Origin of the sequence: Pseudomonas versuta (genome assembly GCF_001294575.1) — a bacterium.
In the GTDB taxonomy this organism is placed as follows: domain Bacteria; phylum Pseudomonadota; class Gammaproteobacteria; order Pseudomonadales; family Pseudomonadaceae; genus Aquipseudomonas; species Aquipseudomonas versuta.
In genome coordinates, this window is the sequence record NZ_CP012676.1 from 2,001,796 (window position 1) to 2,023,481 (window position 21,686).

The 21,686-nt window shown below is 54.9% G+C and carries 13 protein-coding genes and 3 pseudogenes; 9 read left to right on the forward strand and 7 right to left on the reverse strand.

Annotated features, from left to right (window positions below; genetic code table 11):
* Positions 1–58 precede the first annotated feature (58 nt).
* Together AOC04_RS08905 and AOC04_RS08910 are read left to right on the forward strand one after the other, a co-directional pair.
* Positions 59–685 carry a dTMP kinase gene (locus tag AOC04_RS08905; protein WP_060692535.1) on the forward strand — a complete coding sequence of 209 codons (627 nt, stop codon included), beginning with the start codon at positions 59–61 and terminating at the stop codon, positions 683–685.
* 186 nt (positions 686–871) lie between these two features.
* Positions 872–1,651: an EAL domain-containing protein gene (locus AOC04_RS08910; RefSeq protein WP_060692538.1), complete on the forward strand. Its 780-nt coding sequence runs from the start codon at positions 872–874 to the stop codon at positions 1,649–1,651.
* A 99-nt stretch (positions 1,652–1,750) separates the two neighbouring features.
* Here the strand turns inward: AOC04_RS08910 and AOC04_RS23775 are convergent, their stop codons facing one another.
* The 3 genes and pseudogenes from AOC04_RS23775 to AOC04_RS08930 form a co-directional block, all read right to left on the reverse strand.
* Positions 1,751–2,197, reverse strand: a complete 447-nt coding sequence (locus tag AOC04_RS23775; RefSeq protein ID WP_060696914.1) for a thiol-disulfide oxidoreductase DCC family protein — start codon at positions 2,195–2,197, stop codon at positions 1,751–1,753.
* An 18-nt stretch (positions 2,198–2,215) separates the two neighbouring features.
* Positions 2,216–2,626: pseudogene (locus AOC04_RS23780) on the reverse strand (thiol-disulfide oxidoreductase DCC family protein); the annotation flags it as partial.
* A gap of 301 nt (positions 2,627–2,927) precedes the next feature.
* On the reverse strand, positions 2,928–4,154 hold the full coding sequence (locus tag AOC04_RS08930) for an OprD family porin (RefSeq protein WP_060692541.1): 1,227 nt from the start codon (positions 4,152–4,154) through the stop codon (positions 2,928–2,930).
* A gap of 207 nt (positions 4,155–4,361) precedes the next feature.
* Here AOC04_RS08930 and AOC04_RS08935 point away from each other — a divergent pair, with 207 nt between their 5' ends.
* The 3 genes from AOC04_RS08935 to AOC04_RS08945 all read left to right on the forward strand — a co-directional run bounded on the left by AOC04_RS08935 (position 4,362) and on the right by AOC04_RS08945 (position 8,846).
* Positions 4,362–5,267, forward strand: coding sequence for a LysR family transcriptional regulator (locus tag AOC04_RS08935; protein ID WP_060692543.1), 906 nt, complete (start codon positions 4,362–4,364; stop codon positions 5,265–5,267).
* A 269-nt stretch (positions 5,268–5,536) separates the two neighbouring features.
* Positions 5,537–6,988, forward strand: a complete 1,452-nt coding sequence (locus AOC04_RS08940; RefSeq protein ID WP_082363759.1) for a YfcC family protein — start codon at positions 5,537–5,539, stop codon at positions 6,986–6,988.
* Positions 6,989–7,022: 34 nt separating this feature from the next.
* The gene (locus tag AOC04_RS08945; protein ID WP_060692545.1) at positions 7,023–8,846 is read left to right on the forward strand and encodes a CocE/NonD family hydrolase; all 1,824 of its coding nucleotides are present in this window, start codon (positions 7,023–7,025) and stop codon (positions 8,844–8,846) included.
* A gap of 95 nt (positions 8,847–8,941) precedes the next feature.
* On the opposite strand, the gene AOC04_RS23415 is transcribed toward AOC04_RS08945, so the two are convergent.
* A complete protein-coding gene (locus AOC04_RS23415; protein WP_073510173.1) occupies positions 8,942–9,082 on the reverse strand; it encodes a DUF2256 domain-containing protein in 141 nt (46 codons plus the stop codon).
* On the reverse strand, positions 9,079–10,617 hold the full coding sequence (locus AOC04_RS08950) for a cryptochrome/photolyase family protein (protein ID WP_060692548.1): 1,539 nt from the start codon (positions 10,615–10,617) through the stop codon (positions 9,079–9,081). Before AOC04_RS08950 ends, AOC04_RS23415 begins: the two co-directional genes overlap by 4 nt.
* A 681-nt stretch (positions 10,618–11,298) precedes the next feature.
* Between AOC04_RS08950 and AOC04_RS08955 the strand changes: the two are divergent.
* The 3 genes and pseudogenes from AOC04_RS08955 to AOC04_RS08965 all read left to right on the forward strand — a co-directional run.
* A pseudogene (locus AOC04_RS08955) lies at positions 11,299–11,721 on the forward strand (M20/M25/M40 family metallo-hydrolase); the annotation flags it as partial.
* A 218-nt stretch (positions 11,722–11,939) separates the two neighbouring features.
* Positions 11,940–14,351 carry a glucose/quinate/shikimate family membrane-bound PQQ-dependent dehydrogenase gene (locus AOC04_RS08960; RefSeq protein ID WP_060692549.1) on the forward strand — a complete coding sequence of 804 codons (2,412 nt, stop codon included), beginning with the start codon at positions 11,940–11,942 and terminating at the stop codon, positions 14,349–14,351.
* A gap of 280 nt (positions 14,352–14,631) precedes the next feature.
* On the forward strand, positions 14,632–15,747 hold the full coding sequence (locus AOC04_RS08965) for an aromatic ring-hydroxylating dioxygenase subunit alpha (RefSeq protein WP_060692551.1): 1,116 nt from the start codon (positions 14,632–14,634) through the stop codon (positions 15,745–15,747).
* 129 nt (positions 15,748–15,876) lie between these two features.
* Here AOC04_RS08965 and AOC04_RS24455 read toward each other — a convergent pair.
* Positions 15,877–16,184: pseudogene (locus AOC04_RS24455) on the reverse strand (site-specific integrase); the annotation flags it as partial.
* Between the two features lie 1,407 nt (positions 16,185–17,591).
* Here AOC04_RS24455 and AOC04_RS08970 point away from each other — a divergent pair.
* A complete protein-coding gene (locus tag AOC04_RS08970; RefSeq protein WP_060692553.1) occupies positions 17,592–20,012 on the forward strand; it encodes a glucose/quinate/shikimate family membrane-bound PQQ-dependent dehydrogenase in 2,421 nt (806 codons plus the stop codon).
* A 79-nt stretch (positions 20,013–20,091) separates the two neighbouring features.
* Here the strand turns inward: AOC04_RS08970 and AOC04_RS08975 are convergent, their stop codons facing one another.
* Positions 20,092–21,639 carry a TerC family protein gene (locus AOC04_RS08975; protein WP_060692555.1) on the reverse strand — a complete coding sequence of 516 codons (1,548 nt, stop codon included), beginning with the start codon at positions 21,637–21,639 and terminating at the stop codon, positions 20,092–20,094.
* Positions 21,640–21,686: the final 47 nt, after the last annotated feature.

Consider the following 21,686-nt stretch of genomic DNA (forward strand, 5'->3'; position numbering starts at 1 on the left):
CCGTTCATCGTATACCCGAGCAGTCGTTCGTAAACGGCTATACCCCTGAATTTGAAGAGTGAGTTGTCCGTTGTTTATTTCTCTAGATGGGCCCAAGGGTACCGGCAAGACCACATTGTTGGAGGCCGTTACCAAAGTACTGAGGGCTGACAACAAAAAAGTAATCCGGCTTTGCGAGAAAAAAAGCGATCCCTTCAGGGGCGAAACAATGACCCTGGTTAACCAGTTCGCCAGAGATCCTGGCCGGGATCTGGAGTTGCGGATTTGTGAGCGCCTTGCGGATAGCCGAAGCTGGATCTCCCGGCATGTGCTGACTAAACAGCCACCGGACAGCATCATCCTGATCGACCGCTGGTACCCGTCTGATGCCGCGTTTCGCCGGCTGGTACCGTTTGCAGAGATTTTACAGTTGAACCTTGACCGAAGCGTGCGAGTGCCAGACCTGCATGTTGGGGTGGTTACGGATTCTGAGGTTTCATGGGCGAGGGCAGCGGCACGCACGCGCGGGTTGGGCAGTACGGTGATCCATAGCCTGGCAGAACATGGCGCATGTAGCCGGGCGTTCGAGCAAGCGGTTGCAGATCACGGCTGGGTTTTATGCCGTAATGAAGGCGCGATCGAAGACGCAACGATGCAGGTGGTTTCCGAGATCTATAGTGCCTTGCAAGGCACCAGATGGAGCTGACTCGCTATTCATCTTTGCGCGTACGTTCAAACGCCTTTTGGCGAGCTAACATAGGGCGCGGTGCGTTTGGGTGCTGCCTTGCACGGTATAAACATGTGCCTTCAGCAAACCTGGAACCGTGCCGATAACACACTGAAATCTCGAAGATTGTAGTTTTACGCTTGCTTGAAAACTGGAGGATCCGCCATGCCCCGTAATATCGCACGCTCATCGTTCGTATCAGTCGGCTGCGCAGAGTGCCGAAATCTGGATGGGTTGGGGTTCGATTTCATAATGGCGTTCCAGCCAATCGTTAACGTAAGAACGCACACTACCTTTGCCTACGAAGCCCTTGTACGCGGGGTGAACGGGGAGTCGGCGGCAAGCATTCTGGATCAGGTCAACGATGAAAACCGATACCGCTTTGACCAAGCATGCCGAGTCAAGGCGATCGAGAGAGCGACGCAATTAGGTCTACTGACCATTGCAGACTGCAAGCTCAGCATCAATTTTTTGCCAAATGCTGTGTATCGAGCCGAGACCTGCATTCGTGCCACTCTAGAGGCGGCCAGGCTATTTGGCTTTCCTCCAGAGAAACTAATGTTTGAAGTGACCGAAGGTGAGCGTGTCGATGACCCTATGCATCTAAAGAGGATTTTCGAAGAGTATGAGCGCCAAGGGTTTACTACCTCTATCGACGATTTCGGCTCGGGTTACTCAGGGCTGAATTTATTGGCAATGTTTCAACCGCACGTACTGAAAATTGATATGGCACTTACCAGAAATATCGATAGAGATCCGGTTAGAACGGCAATTGTTGAAGGCATCGTGTTACTCGCAAAACGTTTGGATATAACGATTGTGGCCGAAGGTATTGAGACTTCTGAGGTGCGTGATGCCCTGCTCGGTTTAGGGGTAGATCTTATGCAGGGATACCTCTTTGCAAGACCAGATACGTCCCGACTGCCACTTGCGAATTTTTCCTGACACAGAGACTTGCCCGGTTTTCGATATTCAAACGGATCAGGATCTCACTAAAAAAGAAGTGTGACGACCTGAGCCTGGTGGAGTATCCAGAGCCCATGTTTACCGATTTGCTTTCAAAAAGCGGCGGTCATGATCGGCGCTCGGAAGCTGGACGGAATCATATCGTCCGAAAAGCCGATAACGATTCAGGGCAATTTTGTCGTAAATCCAGTCTCGCATTCCTGCCGGGACGACTCGAGCAGCTTTCAGCCAGCGCCAGGGTGCATCCAGGCGACTCAAAATCTCGAACATCGCCTCAGAACGTAGGGACACCTTGTTGTTTGAGATAAGAACAATGGTGTTGAACTCGTCCAGAGGTAGCCCGCTCCACTTCAACAGCTCCTGGCCTTCCGGCGACTGAACCGCAGCGAGCTGAATTCGACAAGCATGGTCATAGTGGATAATGAATCGCGCCCAGCCGTTGCAGAGCTTGCAGGTGCCGTCGAAGAGCACTGCTGTGTCGCCCGATTTCAGGAACGGGGCAGGGGATCCGGTTTCCACTGTCAGCTTTTCAACGTGGACTGCGGGGACCTCACAACGGTTATCGAAACAGCGACGGGCACCCTCTGGGTGAGGTAACCACGCCAAATGGGGACGTAAGCGGCAGAAAAGGCGATAACCGAATTCAAGCAGCGGGCGCAATACCCTCCACGTCAATGGCGTTGCCCAGAAACCCAGGCCTGCGGCACGCCAGCTCCACAGGGTGGCATCCAGGCCGGTTAACCAGCGCCCATCAGCGAAACGGGCATGCAGCGAGAACTGCATCTGCTCGAACGTCAACCCGAGCGCCCTGGCGTCGAATGCACCGCTGCTGATGTCCACAAACAGCAGTCGTTCCTTTGCAGCCCGCCCTTGCAGGAACTTGATTTCGCGCGCACACAGAGGGCATTCACCGTCAAAATACAGCGTCAGCGGCCAATTCACTTTCTTGTACATTAGCCGTTCTCTTGTATAGATTTCAGACAAGATATGCTCAAAGAAACGCAGTAACAATGGGCGATATGCTGTTGCCCCGCGTCCGTCCCTTCGACATCCAGCCACTTTATCTGCAGGAAGCCAATCGCGAGCCCGGACAATGTGATGCCCCTAGTTTCGTAGACACCACCAAGTATTAAAATGAGGCCCATCAGGAGCTGTCATGAACAACCCGCGTGACCCGAAGAATTCGAAATCCAGACAGTCAATAGAGTGATCCAAAAGAAGCGGCTGAACGAGCCGCAGCCATCACGGTTTTGAATCACCAGAGATTGAACGTGTACGTTATGTACAAGCGGTTGTTGTCCCTGTCACTGGCGTAGGTCGAGCGTGATACTGCGTTTCTATACTCAACTCCCAAGCCTTTGAGGCTGTTCGCCTGGACGACATACTTGAGGTTGGTGTTTAGCTCGTGCTCACGCGCGCGTAGACCTTTGTATTCACCGTCGTCCCCCTTGTAGTACCGCGTCATGAAGCTCAGTCCTGGTATGCCTAACGGCGCGAAGTCATAGTCGTAACGCAGCATCCAGGTCTGTTCTCCAGACTGGATGAATTTGCCGACCCCTGCATTCGAGAACGAGTACACCGTGCTCACGCTCGCGTAGGGCAATGCTGTATCGCCGTAAACTTTTTGGTATCCGAGGCTCAATGCATGGCCTTGCAGCCGGTAAGTGAGCAGGCCGCTGAACATATCGCTATCGACTTGTCCGTTGCGTGCGGCTCCGACGTCAGCACTATTGAAATACCGCAAGTCGGTGGTCAGGTTGCCGGGGCCGAGCGAAAGTTTATAGACCAGGCCCAGGAACTGCTGCTGGTAAAACTCCCGCATCTCGCCATAGTAGTAAGTTGCGCTGAGATCCTTGGTGAAAGAGTAGGTCGCGCCGCCAAAGTCAAAGTCCGTCCCCTGGGATCCGGTGTAGCCTTGCGGGAAAATATCAACGCTGTCGGTGGAATTGCGCGCCTTGAATTCATTCAAGTGGCCGGCATGAAGATATAGCTTATCGATGCCGGTGTATTCGATCTGACTTCCGCGAAATGTCTGCGGCAGCAGACGGCCGTCGTTGTAGACCAGTACGGGAATCTTGGGTAGCAGTGTTCCGGTTTTTATAAGCGCGCCGCCCCATCTTATTTTCGCGGTCAGCCCCAGACTTGAAAACTCATCAGCTGCATGGCCATCATCATGCACCGGCAATAGGCCTGTGCCAGCATGTTCGGGTGTTGAATCAAGCTTTAGGCCCGACAGTCCCAGCACATCCATTCCAAAGCCGACCGGGCCCCGGGTATAGCCTGACTGTATGTTCAGCAGGAAGCCTTGTGCCCATTCCCGACGGTCGTTACCACCATCGCGATAGTCGTCGTTGAAGTAGTAGTTGCGCATAGAAAGGTTGGCATGAGAGTCCTCGAAAAACCCTTGCGCAATTGCCACCGGGCATATCGATATCAAAGAACCTGCACAGGCTAATGCGGTGGTCGGAATGTTTGTACGCATGAAGGAACCTCAGCTGGGTCTTATAGTTTTTGGCAGCAGAAAGATGGTCGGATGTAATCTTGATTTTGTTGCGCCTCTGGACTTGTCAGCGCTTGGTGCCGGACACTAATCGGCGTTAAATCAGCACGCAACGTTATGAGTGAATCGCATCGGGCTATGCGAAATGCGCTGTAATTCCCAAACCAATCCAGCCTGTGGAGTTATCTGTTGAACCTAAAACAGCTCGAAACCTTCAAGGCGATCATGGCGACCGGTTCTACGATCGGTGCTGCTACTCGGCTGGGGCTATCCCAATCGGCGGTCAGTCGATTGCTCGGGCAGTTGGAGGAGTCATTGGGGTTTGCGTTGTTCCTTCGTCGAAAGGGCCGATTGACTGCTACTCCCGAGGCACAGGAGTTTGTTGCCGAGGTATCAGGGCTGGTGGATAACCTTCAGCGTGTACAGAGGCTTGCCGATGAGTTGCGGATGGGACGCTCCCGTCGCACCTTGCTCAAGGTTGCGGTGCCCACGAGCATGACCCAGCACCTGCTGCCGCAGATCGTGGCAGAGTTTTTGAAAGATCGTGAAGACGTCGTGATCGAGCTGCTGACGGGCTCGTATGACGCGCTTGAAAGAGCGGTATTGGATCGCACGGCTGATTTTGCCTTTGTCAGACTACCCACTGACTTGGAGGGTTTCGATGTAGAGCCTGTGCTCGAAACCGCAGGTGTTTGTGTCCTGCCGTTGGGCCATCCGCTGGCCGATAACGCCGAGCTTCGGATCGAAGACTTGAGGGACGTACCTCTGGTGCTGCTAGGGCGCCAACGCAACCTTCGTACCGAACTGGATCAGCGTTTTCGTAGCGCGCAGATCACGCCGCAGGTTCGGGTAGAAGTACATTCCGTCAGTGCCGCCTGTGCTTTTGTTGCTCAAGGGGTCGGGGTGTCTATCATCAATGCGTTGCTCGCCAACGACTTCTCCGGTCTGCCTATCACCACCAGGCCTCTGACGCCACCTTTGCCATACCGTTTCGGTTTGATTTTTCGCAATGACCTGCCTCGCGCCAAGGCGGTCAGCGTTTTCGCTGAGCACCTGAAAGAGCGTCTGATCGAAGTGGCCGCTCGCATCGGTTGAGGGTGTTGACTCTCACGTTTTGCATACCCCAACCCGTATCACTCATAGCGTTGTGAGCGGTGTTCGATTGTTTTAGTGTCCGTCGCATGCCCCTCATGGGCACCACAAAAACAATTATGAGAGCGCCGTCATGCCGACCTCCGAACCGTTGTTTCCTGACCGATCAAACGAATCCGTTTTAGCTCACTGGCCTGAGCCGACGCTCGCCAGTGCACCTTGTATTTCTGCCGCCAATTGCACGCGTTGCGCACCTGTTCGGGTTCAACAAAATGACTGAAATCACCAAACCGTCTACGACTCTGACAAGCGATTGTTCACGTTTGGGCGAAGACTCGACACATCGTCCTGCGAAGCAGGTCAATCCATCTCTCATTCTTCTGTCCATCGTTTTCCTGGCATTGATCCTCACATACGCAGTGGATTCCGGGGAGTTCCAACGCAACGGGATCGCCGTTGTTCCAGGTTCCTACCACGTATTGGATAAAGACGACTCATGGGGGCAGCTCGTATCGATTGCTCCACGGGCCTCGAATAGCGAAAGCGCTCGTCCGGTTTCATTACCTGAAGCGTTCATGGCTATACCTCAAGGTATCGAGAAGCGTGCGGGACTGATTTTCATGGTGCTGTTTATAGGCGGCATGTTTGGAGTGCTCAACAAGGCCGGAGTGATTGAAGCCGGGCTCGAACGCTTGCTCGGTATGACCCGGGGCAATGTCTACGTGTTGGTACCATGCCTGATGTTAGCGTTTTCAGCAGGCAGCACCTTCATGGGGTTGGCGAAGGAATACATCATGGTCGTACCGCTGATGGTTGCCATGACCACTCGCCTGGGGCTGCCAAATATCATCGGCCTGGCCATCGTCGCAATCTCCGTCAAAGTGGGTTATCTCGGGTCGATTTCAAATCCGGTAGCACTGGCCGTGGCGCAACCTCTGGCGGGCGTTGCGATGTTCAGCGGGCTTAGCATGCGGGTTGCGGCATACGTGATCTTTCTGATTGTTGGTATTGCTTTCGTACTGCTGAGCATTCGCCGGCTCGGCTTCGATGCGTCCGTAGAGTTTGCATTCAAACGCGCCAAGCTCCCGGCAAGACACGTCTTGAATCTGCTGATCATGGGGGTCGGCATCGGGTTCCTGGTGTATGCCTCCAACCGCTGGCACTGGAAGTACCCGGAGCTTTCCTCCTACTACCTTGCCTTGAGCATGCTTTTCGCTGCTGTTGCCGGACTGGCGGCGAGTGATGCGGCCACGGCGTTTGTAGACGGCATGAAAAAGGTACTCATGGCCGGGGTGTTGATTGGCCTGGCCACTGCGGTGGAGATCATCCTCAGCACTGGCCAGGTGCTGGATACCATCGTTGAAGGACTTTCCGAGATGATCGGGCACCACGGGCCGCTGGTATCCGCCTTCGGGATGTTTTTCGCCCAGTTGAGCCTGGATGTTGTCATCCCGTCCACTTCCGGTCAGGCGGCCGTAACGATGCCGATCTTCGGTCCGCTCGGTCAGTTATCAGGTGTTACGGGGCAGACCACGGTCTTTGCCTTTCTCCTTGGTAACGGCCTCACCAACCTGATCACCCCGACCTCCAGCGGCTTGCTCGTTCTGCTGGCGACAGCGCAGGTTGGCTGGGGGCAGTGGGCGCGCTTCATATGGCCGCTGGTTCTTGTATTCGCTGCTATCGCCCTTGGCCTGCTGAGCTACGCCGTATTGACCGGGTACTAGCCGTTTTTGATGATCGTTCGATGAGTCCGTTTACATGCAAATACTCCATAATTTGAAAGTGCCGATGCGCGATGGCATCTGTCTGGCGACCGATGTTTACCTGCCCGATGACATGACCAATCCGCTGGCGGTTGTCATTGAGCGCACCCCCTACGATAAGTCGAAGCCATCTCGTTCAGAAAAGCAGCTCGATGGTCGCCATCTTTCACGAGAAGAAATGGCGGCAGCCTTTACCCAGCGTGGCTTTATTGCGGTGTTTCAAGACTGCCGAGGGCGCTATGCCTCTGAGGGCGTGTTTGTGAAATACACCCACGAAGCCGAGGATGGTTTCGACACGTTGAGCTGGCTGGTAAAGCAGCCATGGTGCAATGGTCGTGTAGGCAGCATGGGGCTCTCCTACGCCGCGCACACTCAGTTGGCGATGGCATGCCTGAATCCACCAGGCCTGACAACGATGGTGCTGGATTCGGGGGGGTTCGCTAACGCATACCAGTGCGGGATACGGCAAGGCGGCGCTTTCGAACTCAAACAGGCGACATGGGCCTACAAACAGGCCAAGGAAAGTCCGGCCGCCAAGGCTGATCCTTTGGTCTTCGAGGCGTTGCAACAGGAGGACATACGGGCATGGTTCGCCCGGATGCCGTGGCGCCCGGGGAATTCACCACTGCGACATTCTCCCGAGTACGAAGACTACCTGTTCTCCCAATGGAGCCACGGTGCTTTCGACGATTACTGGCAGCAGCTCGGCCTGTATGCCGAAGGTTATTACGACGTTATTCCTGATATCCCGGTCATGTTCATGTCGAGTTGGTACGACGCTTACGTCAGCTCAACCCTAGCCAACTACGGAGCATTTACGAAAGGACGCAAAGCCCCGCAGCGGCTCATCATGGGGCCTTGGCTCCATGGAGACCGTAACATCACATTCAGTGGCAACGCAGAGTTCGGCCCTCTAGCCGCTTTTGACGAACAGGTTGAAAAAACCTGGCTGGAATGTCGGCTGAATTGGTTCGAACGCCATTTGTCACAACCTGGTACCGAGCCTCACGAAACTCACCAAGTGCAAGTATTTATGATGGGAGGAGGGAGTGGCGCACGCAATGCTGAAGGGCGGATCGAGCATGGCGGAAGCTGGATTTCTGCGAATGCATGGCCGCTGCCCGACACTGTCGATCAATCGTTATTTCTGACTCATAGCGCAGGTCTGAGCCCGTCCAGACCCACCCAGGATTCCCAGTACCTGAGCTATTACGCAGATCCGGCTAAACCTGTACCCACGGTCGGTGGATCATTAACATCAGGGGCTCCCGTATTTGTCGGTGGAGCATTCAATCAAATTGAATGCTCGGATTTTTTCGGCTCTCAAGGTAATGACATGCCGTTGAAACAGCGTGCAGATGTCTTAAGTTTTGAAACAGAGCCGTTATCTGAAGACGTTGTTGTTGCCGGGCCAGTATGTATTGAATTGTGGGTCGAGAGCGATTGCCCCGATACGGACTTTACTGCAAAGCTGGTAGACGTCTACCCGGCGAGCACCGATTACCCCGAAGGCTATGCTATGAACATCACCGACGGCATTTTTCGCTGCCGTTACCGCGACTCGTGGAGCGAGCCTGAGCTACTGATTCCAGGTAAACCGTTCAAGATTACTATCGAGCCCTTTGCGACCTGTAACGTTTTCAAAGCCGGGCACTGTATTCGACTGGATATTGCCAGCAGTAATTTCCCGCGTTTCGACGTTAATCCAAATTCAGGTGAGCCGGAAGGCTCGGCGGCTCTGAAGAGAGTTGCATGCAATACTTTGCACCTCAGCGCTAAGATGCCCTCCCGCCTGATCTTGCGAATCCGGAAGGCTTGAATCCCAATACTCTACCTGGATTGCGACTGTAGAGCCTTGGTCGGGCAAATGATTTGGTTTGAGTACAAGAGCGCCTGTGATGGTCCTTTTCTGGCTCAGCACTTGGCAGGTTTGCTACGCCGGCAGCGCTCGGAGCAGTAACGAACTTCCTCCCAGCTGCGCGCCCATTTCTTCCTCCATAGGAAGGGAAGGCCGCAGGTCATGCAGGTTTTGACCGGGAGTTCACTCTTTTTCAAAATGACTCACCGTTATCTAATTTTGCGAGCAACAATTGACCACGTTCCCAGAGCGCTTGCTGCTTTGATTCAGGCATTCGGTCGAGGTTTTTATACAGCATGCCCATACGGTGATTGCTGCGCAGGCGGTCGCTGTGACGTATCAGGAAGTGCCAATACAGAGCGTTGAAAGGGCAGGCGTCATCTGTGGTGCTTTCGCTCACTTTGTACGCGCAGCCACGACAATAATCGGACATGCGCTTGATGTACTGGCCGCTCGCACAGTAAGGCTTGGACCCCATGTAGCCTCCATCTGCATGCATGACCATACCAAGTGTGTTGGGCAACTCCACCCAGTCGAACGCGTCCATGTAGATGGCCAGGTACCACTCACATATTTGACTCGGCGCGATACCCGCGAGCAGAGCGAAATTGCCGGTAACCATTAGCCGTTGGATGTGATGGGCGTAGGCGTGCTTAAGGCTTTGGTTGATGGCCTGGCGCATGCAGTTCATCTTCGTTTCGCCTGTCCAGTAGAACTCTGGAAGCGACCTTGTGTTGCTGAATTCATTTGCGTCGGCATATTCAGGCATCTTCAGCCAGTAGACGCCCCGGACGTATTCTCGCCAGCCGATCAGTTGACGAATGAAGCCTTCGGCCGCGTTCAGTGCAACGCTGCCAGACCAGTAGGCTGACTCCACATCGCTGCAAAGCTGACGAAGGTCCAGGAGGCCAATATTGAGCGCGGCGCTGATCCTGGCGTGAAACAGAAAAGGCTCTTCGCTGGCCATGGCGTCTTGGTAGTCACCGAACGCCGCAAGGCCCCAGTCGAGGAAGTATTGCCACAGGGACCGGGCGTCGGAGTGAGTCACCGGGTAGTCGAATGTGTCGAGGGCGCCATAATGGCTGGAGAAGTGCTTGGCAACCAAGGCAAGGACATCCTGGGTTATCGCGTCTGGCGTAAATCGGGCGGGGGCCGGGGGCCTCACGCCCTTGGGCAGGGCTTTGCGATTTTCCGTATCAAAGTTCCAGGCGCCTCCTACGGGGCTGCCGTCACCATTAAGTAGTAATCGGCTCTTGCGACGCATCTCACGGTAAAAGAACTCCATGCGCAGCTGCTTCTTGCCTTTCGCCCAGCTGGAGAACTCTGTGCGTGTGCAGAGAAAACGATCATCGCAATGCCACTGGATCGCTAGGCCACAGTCCTTGAGTGACTGCTCCAGGCGCCAGTCTCCGCACTCCGTGATGTGTATTTCATCTGGTTGCATGAGTGCCTGCCAACGCTGTAACTCGCTCGGCAACGATCCAGTATTTTCTGGATCATCGAGCCTGACGTACTGCACACGAATTCCACGCTGCTGCAGAGCCTCTGCGAAATGGCGCATTGCGCTAAAAATCAGGGTGATTTTTTGCGGATGGTGAGGGACATGGCTGGCTTCCTCCATCACCTCGGCCAACAGCACCGTATCGCTTTGGGGATCCAGTCCATGCAATGAGGCGAGATTGAAAGATAGCTGGTCACCCAGGACGAGGAGTAGCCGGCGGGTCATGTTCATCAACAGAATCCAGTGATTTCGAAATCAAGCAACAAAACCTATACACATAAATAGTATTGCACAGGTAATTGTTAGCCCGTTTGAGGGGTAACGTCAGTGTTTTTCTGCTGTCAGCCAACCTGTCCCGTATAAGGGATTTTGATACCAGAGGTAAGCTCACCTTGGGCAACGACATCGTCGTCCTATGACTATCGAACTGGTTACTGCCCCTCCATGCTCTGAGCAAAGCATTCGAAATAAGGCCGCAAGCGGCAAAAACGACGATAGACAACGTTAAATAAAAGCTTAATTAAGCGTCGGCGGCCCGATTTTTCTTATACAGAGGAAAACAAATTGTATAGGTATTTTTAAAAGATATGCTAAAAGATGTGAACTGACAACGGGGCTCTACTGCGCGATGGATCAGGTTTTTGGGTGCCCCTTTAGCGATCTCTGGAACGCTGGCATTCAGCGAGCGCCCTCATTAGATCCGACTGCCATAGCCATTCAGAACCCCTTGGACTGCTAGCTATGTTCATTCCAGATCCGCCGACACATTCGCCCTTTAGTGACACCACTGAGCTATCGGTGCAGTGCGTATAACTGACGGGAGGTGCAATTCGGCATCGACCTCTGGTCAGCGCAACATGCGAGATTTGGCTAACAGCGCCATTCGAGTCATCCGCATCAATCCAGTCTTAAGCAGGGCATACATTGGCCACCCACGGCGAATTCAACGGCACCCTTAACCTGATTTTCCAACTGGACGAGGAGGGCTTGTGTGGGGCCAAGGCCATGATCGACGACGGCCTGTTTCAGCGTTTTCCCTGCGATGCGATTTTTGCCCTGCATAACATGCCTGGTTACCCCTTGGGAACGGCCGTGGTTCAGGCGGGACCCACCATGGCGTCCTGGGAACGTGTGTCGCTGCTTATCACCGGCCATGGGGGGCACGGTGCTATGCCATAGAAGTTGGTTGATCCACTACCCGTGGTGGCCAGCCTGATCAATGCGATCCAGACCATCAAGTCGCGCAACCTCGGCCCGGAAGAGTACGCGGTCATCAGCATCGGCATGCTGCAGGCTGGGAGTGTCTACAACATCATTCCTGACGTTGCTCGCATGGCGGCCACTTGAATGGGGGTTGATCCCGGTCGGCAGAACGCCGGAGGAGGGCGCCGCCGTATGCAGCAGAGGCACTGGGTTGTCTCGTTTTCATGGGGCGGTACTTCGATAACACAGAAAAACCTGGCACTAGGCGCCTATGGTCGAATATTCACATTTTTTTGACTTGGGTAATATTGAGAGGGAGCTAACTGTATTAGGTTTTAGAGGAAAAAATTGTGAGTGCGCAAGCGCAAGGTTCAGGATTCAGAATTTTCACAGCAGTGATAACGACCATTTTTTCGCTTGTTTTATTAATAGGCGGTATATGGCTGGCATCATTGGGGGGTTCTTTGTATTACATCATCGCCGGCATTGTGCTGCTCATTTGTGCGGTCTTGCTTTGGCGACGATCCGCAGCGGCGATCTGGCTTTACGGGGTGCTGATGCTGGCGACCGTCTTATGGGGACTCTGGGAGGCTGGCTCGGATTTCTGGGCATTGGTACCTCGTTTCGATATTCTCGGCGTCCTGGGCATCTGGCTGTTGATTCCGGCAGTGACGCGTGGCATTGATGCGCGTTTGAAAGCCAGCAAAGTGTTTTTGTCAGCCACGCTGGCTTTCGCGATCGCTGTTTTGATCTACTCGATCTTCAACGACCCTCAGGAAATCAACGGCAGTCTGACTGCGGCCCAACCTGAACAAGCCCAACCGGTTGACGGTATTGCCCCTGCCGACTGGCCTGCCTATGGCAGAAGCCAGGCAGGAACCCGTTATTCGCCACTTAACCAGATCAACGACAGTAATGTGAAAGACCTGGAGGTCGCGTGGACTTTCCACACGGGTGAGTTCAAAACTGAAAATGACTCGGGTGAAACCACTAACGAAGTGACGCCGATTAAGATCGGCGACAACATGTATATCTGCACTACCCACCAAGTACTGGTGGCGCTTGATCCAGCGACCGGCAAGGAAAAGTGGAGATTCGATCCGCAACTCGTCTCCGACCCCTCGTTTCAGCATCTAACTTGCCGTGGTGTTGCGTATTACGACCAGGCCAACACGCAGGAGTTTGCGACCAGCTTGAAAGGTATCGCCCCGGTCCAAACCAGCTGTCCGCGTAAAGTGCTGCTCCCGGTCAACGATGGTCGTCTGTTCGCAATCAATGCCGACAATGGCGCGCGTTGTTCAGACTTCGCGGAAAATGGCGAGCTGGACCTCAAAAAAATGCAGCCCTATACCTATCCGGGCGCTTTGATGCCGACGTCTCCACCCGTGGTGACTGGCACAACTGTGGTGATCGCCGGCTCTACCACCGATAACTTTTCCGTACATGAGCCTTCTGGCGCCATTCGCGGTTACGACGTCAACACCGGCGCTTTGAAATGGGTGTTCGATACCGGCGCAGAGGATCCAAACGCAATTCCTGGCCCTGGCCAGACACTGGTCAACAACTCGCCTAACGCTTGGCCTCCACTGGCATACGATGCCAAGATCGATATGGTCTACATCCCGACCGGCAACCCTACTCCTGACATCTGGGGCGGTAACCGTACCCCTGTGATGGAGCGTTATGCCAGTGCGATTGTGGCGTTGAATGCTTCAACAGGTAAGTTGGCGTGGAGCTTCCAGACTACCCACCATGATCTGTGGGATATGGACGTACCGGCGCAACCGACCTTGGCGGATGTGAAAACGCCGGCAGGTGACACCGTTCCTGCGGTGTATGTGCCTACCAAAGCGGGCAACATGTTCGTTTTCGATCGTCGTGACGGCAAGCCGATCGTACCTGTCACTGAAATGCCAGTGCCTGAGGGTGAAGCAGCTCCTGGTGACTGGGTCAGTCCGACACAGCCCCGTTCCGCACTGAACCTTACCCCGATCCAGACATTGACCGACAAGAACATGTGGGGCGCCACAATGTTTGACCAGTTGATGTGTCGAGTGATCTTCGAGCGGCTCGACTATAACGGCCAGTACACGCCACCTTCAGAAAATGGCACGCTGGTTTTCCCTGGTAATCTCGGCGTATTTGAATGGGGCGGTATTTCGGTCAACTCTGATCGCCAGATAGCGCTAATGAATCCAATGGCGCTGCCTTTCGTATCCAAACTGATTCCACGTGGGCCCAATAACCCGCTGTGGCCTGAAGAAGGAGCGACCGGATCTGGCACTGAAATGGGCATTCAACCTCAGTATGGCGTGCCGTATGGGGTTGAGATCAATGCATTTCTATCGCCGTTGGGGCTGCCCTGCAAAGCACCTGCATGGGGTTACGTTGCCGGTGTGGATCTCAAAACACACGAGGTCGTGTGGCGTAAGCGTATAGGTACGGCGCGGGACAGCCTTAAGGGTATCCAGTTGCCGCCGATGAAGATTGGCGTGCCAATGTTGGGCGGCCCGATTTCGACTGCAGGCAACCTCATGTTTATCGCGGGCACTCAGGACAACTACCTGCGCGCCTATGACGTCACCAATGGCGATCTGCTTTGGCAGGCCCGTTTGCCCGCTGGTGGTCAGGCGACACCGATGACCTATGAGTCGAACGGTAAACAGTACGTTGTGATCATGGCCGGCGGCCATGGCTCGTTCGGTACGAAGATGGGCGACTCGCTGATCGCTTACGCGCTGCCCGATTCTAAAGGGAAATGATGTAGGACCAATCGCTGATAAAAACGAGAGACCTCTGAGTGGCCAGTTATGTGAACTACAACTGGCCACTTTGGGGTCTTTTTTTTGGAGTCACGATAATCTTCATTGCTCTGTCCCGAATGCAGAAGTTGAGTTAGGCGAAAGACCGCTCGATGATGCACAAAAATTTGCTGAAGTAATGAGCCTCTTCCCTGGGGCCGGAACGAAACGACTTAACGCTTCACGCAGTCAACATGGAGTCTTTATAGTCATGCCTACAACCTGACAGGACGCACACCCTATGTTCACTAACCTCTGGTATGTCGTTCTCCCATCGTCACAGTTGACTGACGGACTGAAGCCAGTCCGATTACTTGGACAACCTTTCGTAGCGTTCCGTGATGACGCGGGTGTCGCTCACCTGCTATCGGATGTTTGCGTGCATCGCGGCGGCTCGTTATCGGCCGGTAATAAGGTGGGCAACAGCGTGCAGTGCCCCTATCACGGCTGGCGGTTTGGGGCTGACGGAATCTGTACGCTCATTCCCGCGCAGCCAGACCTGCGTATTCCGGCGAAGGCCCGGGTCGATGCGTACCCAACGCTGGAACGATACGGTTGGGTCTGGGCTTTTTTGGGTGACCTCCCCGAAGCGCAACGTCCCCCTTTACCCACGCTCGACTGGGTCGACGATCCTGACATACGCACAGTTGCCGGCCATTTCGATTGGGAGGCCAGTTGGGATCGAATTATCGAAAATGGCCTCGATTTCGCGCACGCACCTTTTGTACATGGTTCAACCTTCGGTGATCCGGATCATCCGGAGATTGATTCATTTGATGTCGAAAGCGATACGTGGAGCGGTTGTGCACAAATGCTCATGCGCAGGCCGGTACGCAAAGGTCTGCTGAGGCGCAAGTCATCAAGTGAGTTTGTCAGCGTGGTCACTGTTCCGGGTTTTCATTTGTCCGGCCCCTGTACAACGCTGGAGCTCCAGTTACCGAACGGCTGGCGGATCTACATCGTCTCGGCGCACGTCCCGATTGACGCTAACCGCACACGAACCTGGTGGATGATGGGCAGAACGTTTCTGCGTTCACGGCTGCTTGATCGCAAGTTCATTGCCAGCAACCTCCGTATTTTTGAACAAGATCATGCCGTGCTAAAAAAGGTACGTCCCGAGCGTGTACCGGACTCATTTCAGCAAGAGGTTTCGCTAAAGTCTGATGCACTGCAGATTACCTTTCGCAAAAGTGTACAAGTCCTTGAACAGCGCGGCTGGCGTATCGATGAAGAGCGTCTTGTGCGAACGTTCACGGGACGAAAGGCTTGCGCGGTACCGTGTCCCGAACGTCATCAAGTTCGCGCCTGGGCGATTGAGCCTATTCCGTTGGTGGATATCACCCGCGAACACGAATGATTGTGCGCTAAGGCCATTTAGGCTCTTTCCACCAACTCTCATAGCCGGAAATAGGGATCAAGGAGGAAAAAGTGGAGGAGGGTGAAGCGGCGTGATCTTGATTGGCTGATTGGGTCACAGCGAACCTCCTTAACTGTCAAGTCGGCTCCAGGTTGCCGAGGTACGCTGGGCATTGTGGAGTTTGGCCGACACCGCTAGATAACGACTTGCATAACGGCGTGGCATCATGGAAGTGTCAGACTAGCGCAGGATCGTCGGAACTCGTCCGTGGCCCGCTTGAGGTCATCCCCACGCTTCTCGACCAGATAAGCCAAAAACTGGTCGGCGAAGGTGTGGCAAAAGTCATGCGCGGAAAGTGTAGGCAACAACCCCGAATGAGCCAGTTCAATGGTCAGAAACAGCCGATCTAGGACGTTCGACAACGCGCGGATCGACAGCGTAACGAGTGCGGTCTGGACGGTAACCAGCTTGCACGAGCAGCGGCACACGCTGACCTGAAGAGAAACGGCACTGAATCAGCTTCATCGGCAGCCACCTCATTCAAGGACTCTCCATGAACACGAAGGACATGGCCCGTTGAGAAATTGGACGTCAGAAGCGGGTTTATCGAATCAGTGCCTTGGGGTGCTGATGAACATATCTAACATAGCACCTGATTTAACATAATATACATTATGCGAATCTTCGTGTTGGGGCGTCAGGGTCAGTGGAGGTCAGATTTCAATAGCCGCATTGATGGATTTTCCAATCCAGTGCTCGTATGCATTTAGTTGTGCAATCACCAGGCACTGACCTTGGCCATCAGCGGCAACAATCAGTCCGCCTCGCGTTGCATCCAGCGCATTTCATCCACCCGATTTGCCACCATGGTTCGCAAGCAACACCATCATCTGATGTGCTGAATATGCCGTCACTGAAATTCTATGGCTGGATTGCATTTCGTCAGCACAGATAGTCAAAGCTATTTTCCGGGACTCAATAGTTAAACGTTCACCGTCAATTCCAACACTGATAACCATCAGCATGGAAAGCTAATGCACCCATCATTAAACCCGCGCTAGCAGCCAGCCTCAGTAGCGCACCCGCGATGGTTGTCATCCCGGTGCTATGGCTGATTCTTGCAAACATGTCAGCCGTGGATCGTCGGGACTCATGGCCAGATGTACGGGTGCTTCCAGCCATAGCTGGTAGCGACCACTCGGGAAAGATCAGGAACTGGGCACCCCTGGACGCAGCCAAAGCCATGATTTTGAAGGGTGCTGATCTATGCTGGCCGGGATCTCCAGAGCTATAGCGACACACTGCGCTATAGCGGCTGTGAGTGACATGTACACCCCTGAGGAACGCCCTCGCCTGTATTTATATGCTATTTTATTATAACTAAACTAAAGAACTATTTAGTATAGTTATAATAATCCCCTTCATGAGCCCTCTCAGTCATTCAACCCCCCGCTTCGCAAACAGTCACATCTAACCTTTGCGCACATCAGAGACTGACCGAAGAACACTGCGCCACGCTAAGCAGCCATGTATCCGGATCAAACGCCTTCGCCCGTGTCCCCCAACTCAATAGCCCTTTAGCGCGCCTGCCAGCCCTAGCACAGCCTGTATCTCGACCATTAGCAAACTGACAATTTGTCGCAGGGCGTAGTTTTTTGTTAAAGTTGCAGAACTAACCGTTTAGTACATAGATTTTTATGGCTTCTGCCGGTTGTCTCGCCCGGGTCCTTGAGGCACTTGGCGCTGCAAAGGCTTCCCCGCCACTCTGTAACGCAAACAGCTATACCTATATAGGCTGTTTGCCCTCCCCCACACACGTTCATGCATCAGTAGGGTCATGCACCATGATTAACTCTCAACCTTCGGCTCCCGCAAGCCGCTGGCCCGTTTGGGTCGCAGCACTTGGCGTGCTGGTTTTCGGATTGCTTTTTGTAGCTGGCGGCGGCTATCTCGCTACCCTTGGCGGCAGCCTGTACTTCCTGCTGGCCGGTCTCGGAATGATTGCCGCGTCGGTATTAATGTTCAAACAACGCCTTTGGGGTGCATGGCTGTTCGCCGCCGTGATGGTTGCGTCAATCGTCTGGGCTCTGCTGGATGCAGGATGGGTGTTCTGGCCGCTGGTTTCGCGACTGTTTGCCCTGGCCGTGCTGAGCCTGGTGGTGGCGCTGGCTTATCCTTCACTGCGCAAAGCCAACGGCCTTGGCGGTAACGGTGGTTATGCACTGGGCGCGGTACTGGCAGTGGCCATCGCTGGCGGTTTCTGGGGGATGTTCCTGCCACATGCCTCAGTATCCCCAACCGGTGACGGGCCCGGCCTGACCAAGGTCGACCCGGCCAACGCGCAGAAAGACTGGGCACACTACGGGAATGACGAAGGTGGCAGCCGCTTTGCCGCACTGGATCAGATCAACCGCAGCAACGTTTCCAAGCTGGTGCCTGCCTGGACTTACCACACTGGCGACGTTGCGATCAGCGACGGCAATGGCGCAGAAGACCAGATGACCCCGCTGCAAGTGGGCGACAAGGTGTTTATCTGCACCCCGCACAACAACCTCATCGCTCTGGATGCCGACACCGGCAAAGAGCTGTGGAAGAACAACATCAATGCCAAGTCGGCTGTCTGGCAGCGTTGCCGTGGCCTGGCTTACTTTGATGCCACCGCCCCGGTTGCCCTGCCTACTGATGGCAGCACCCCTGCCATGCCCGTGACCGTTGCCCCCGGCGCTGCCTGCCAGCGTCGCCTGCTGACCAACACCATCGATGCGCGCCTGATTGCTGTGGATGCGGACACCGGCAAGCTCTGTCAGGACTTCGGCACCAATGGCCAGGTTGATCTCAAAGCCGGCCTGGGCAATGTGCCCGACTCCTTTTATCAGCTGTCGTCGGCGCCATTGATGGCGGGCACCACAGTCGTGGTTGGCGGCCGGGTAGCCGATAACGTGCAGACCGACATGCCTGGCGGTGTGATCCGTGGTTTTGACGTGGTAACCGGCGCCATGCGCTGGGCGTTCGACCCCGGCAACCCGCAAGACAAACAAGCTCCGGCAAACGGTCAGACTTACGTTCGCAGCACGCCCAACAGCTGGGCGCCCATGTCTTATGACCCGCTGATGAACACCATCTTCTTGCCAATGGGCAGCTCGTCCACCGATATCTATGGTGTGGAGCGCACGGCACTGAATCACAAGTACGGCGCTTCGGTGCTGGCTCTGAACGCTACTACTGGCGATGAAAAGTGGGTCTACCAGACCGTTCACAACGACCTGTGGGATTTTGACCTGCCAATGCAGCCAAGCCTGATCGACTTTGCCAAGCCTGACGGCAGCATGGTCCCGGCGCTGGTGATCGGCACCAAGGCCGGGCAGATTTTTGTCCTGGACCGTCATACTGGCCAGCCGCTGACCAAAGTTGAAGAAGTGCCGGTCAAGGCTTCCAACATTCCGAACGAACCTTATTCGCTGACCCAGCCAAAATCGGTGGGCATGCCACAAATTGGCGCGCAAAAACTGACTGAGTCGGACATGTGGGGCGCAACCCCGTTCGATCAGATGCTGTGCCGTATCTCGTTCAAGAAAATGCGCTACGACGGCCTGTTTACCGCACCCGGCACCGATGTGTCGCTGAGCTTCCCGGGATCACTGGGCGGCATGAACTGGGGAGGTCTGTCGACTGACCCGGTGCACGGCTTTATCTTCGTCAACGACATGCGCCTGGGGCTGTGGATCCAGATGGTGCCCCAGCCAAAAGAAGCGGTAGCCAACGCCGGCGGTGAAGCACTGAACACCGGCATGGGCGCAGTACCGCTCAAAGGCACTCCGTATGCCGTGAACAAGAACCGCTTCCTGTCCATAGCCGGTATCCCGTGCCAGGCTCCGCCTTTCGGCACCCTGACTGCCATCGACATGAAGACCCAGAAAATTGCCTGGCAAGTACCGGTCGGTACGGTTCAGGACACCGGTCCGCTGGGTGTCAAGATGCACCTGCCACTGCCAATTGGCATGCCGACCCTGGGCGGTACGCTGTCCACCCAAGGCGGTCTGATTTTCATCGCCGGCACTCAGGACTATTACCTGCGTGCGTTCAATTCGGCCAATGGTGAAGAAGCCTGGAAAGCTCGCTTGCCAGTCGGCAGCCAGGGCGGCCCGATGACTTTCGTTTCGCCGAAAACCGGCAAGCAGTATGTCGTGATCACCGCCAGCGGTGCTCGCCAGTCAGCCGACCGCGGTGACTACGTGATCGCCTACGCGCTGCCTGACAAAGAGTAAAAAAGCCCTGTAGGAGCGAGCTTGCTCGCGAGCCTTTCGCAGCAGCGAGGTGCTCGCGAGACAAGCTCGCTCCTACAGATTAAGCCTTGCTAAGCAGCACTCTTTTCACCCGTCGATCTTCAACTTCTACTACTGTCAGGTTCCACCCTTCCCACGTCAGGCTGTCGCCAATCACCGGCAGACGATCCAGCAGGCTCATGACCATTCCGGCCAGTGTCTGATAGTCATCCGTAGCCCGGGCAGGGAAACCGGTGTGCAAAGCTATCTGACTCAGATTCAAGGCACCGCTGACCAGATAACCGTCCTCCCGGGCCACAATGTTCGGGCCTTCGATTTCGCTGGCGTCCGGTAACTCACCCGCAATCGACTCCAGAATATCGGTCATGGTCAGAAGCCCCATGAAGTCACCGAACTCGTTGATCACAAAAGCGATGTGGGTGGACTCTTTGCGCATCTGTTCCAGTGCATTGAGGATCGAAAAACTGTCCAGCAAGTTGATGGTATTGCGGGCCATGGCCTCAAGGTCAGGCTGATGCCCGGCCAGCAACTCTTTCAACAGCTCTTTCTTGTGCACAAAGCCCAACGGTTCATCAATACGCCCTGCCCTGATCACCGGCATTCGGGAGTACGACGAGTGCATCAGCTTCGTGCGAATGCTCTCGGCTGAGTCCGTGAGATCGATGTAGTCAATCTCGGTGCGCGGGGTCATGACTGTACGAATCGGCCGCTCGGCCAGTTGCAGAACGCCACTGATCATGATGCGTTCGCGACGATGGAACACCTCTTCACTGGCACCGCCTTCAAGCATGTCAGCGATTTCCTCGCCGACTTCATCAGCACTCAACGTGCGCCCACCCAACAACCGCATCACGGCATGGGCGGTCCGCTCACGCATCGGACGCAGACCTTGCAGGCTGCGTTTGCGTCGTGCACGGGCAATCTGGTTGAACACCTCGATCAAAATCGAGAAACCGATAGCGGCGTACAGGTAGCCTTTGGGAATGTGGAAGCCAAGGCCTTCAGCGGTAAGGCTGAAACCGATCATCATCAAAAAGCCCAGGCACAGCATGATCACGGTGGGGTGACTGTTGACGAAACGGGTCAGCGGCTTGCTGGCAATGATCATCAGGCCAATGGAGATCACCACCGCGATCATCATCACGGACAGATGCTCGACCATGCCCACTGCAGTGATCACCGCATCCAGCGAGAACACCGCGTCCAGCACCACAATTTGCGCAACGATTGGCCAGAACATGGCATAGACAGCGTTGGATGCGCGTTCTGCCACATGCCCCTCAAGCCGTTCGTGCAGTTCCATGGTGGCCTTGAACAGCAGGAACAGACCACCAAACAGCATGATCAGGTCGCGGCCCGAAAAGGATTTTTCAAACACCTCGAACAGAGGCTCGGTCAGCGTCACCATCCACGAGATGCTTGCCAGCAGGCCCATTCGCATTAATAGCGCCAGGGTCAGACCGATAACCCGGGCACGGTCGCGCTGCTCGGGCGGCAGTTTGTCCGCCAATATGGCAATGAACACCAGGTTGTCGATGCCCAGCACCAACTCCAGCACAATCAAGGTCAGCAGGCCTAGCCAGGCCGTAGGATCAGCAATCCATTCCATAATGCTTACTCGCGCTCTTGAAGGGGCGGGGATAACGGGAAAGCTGC